This window comes from Apibacter sp. B2912 (genome assembly GCF_009827835.1).
Taxonomy (GTDB): Bacteria; Bacteroidota; Bacteroidia; order Flavobacteriales; family Weeksellaceae; genus Apibacter.
Genome location: NZ_WINV01000022.1, coordinates 1 through 375 on the forward strand (window position 1 = coordinate 1; position 375 = coordinate 375).

The 375-nt window shown below is 43.5% G+C and carries 1 protein-coding gene; it reads right to left on the reverse strand.

Going from position 1 to position 375, the window contains the following annotated elements:
• Positions 1-367: hypothetical protein (locus GFV01_RS10305; RefSeq protein ID WP_160567223.1), on the reverse strand; the 367-nt coding region annotated here is incomplete at its 3' end.
• Positions 368-375: the final 8 nt, after the last annotated feature.

Below are 375 nucleotides of genomic sequence, written 5' to 3' on the forward strand. Positions count from 1 at the left end.
TTGCTTTGCGATGGATGATTATTTTGGTAGAATCGCCGATGGGAACCTTTCCGTATCCGAAGATGGTGGTCTTGCCTTCAGGTAATTCTTCCAGATTTACTTGGTGTGTGCTTCCGTATTCCAGATAAGTTTTTATTCGGTCTTTTTGAGTATCTCCTTTGTAATAGGCCCAATTGACCAGGCTGGCATCGTCTTTTTCCCTTACCGTGGCCTGAAGGGTGATTGTTTTAACCGCTCCGCCTATTTCAAAGCACACTTCTCGATGGGAGGGAATCGTTTGCTTGGGAACACTTGAAGAAACCAAATCTATTTTGCTTACCGAAGGAATGGTATTTCCTAATGAAGCCGCAACCTTCGGACTTATCATAAAGAGAT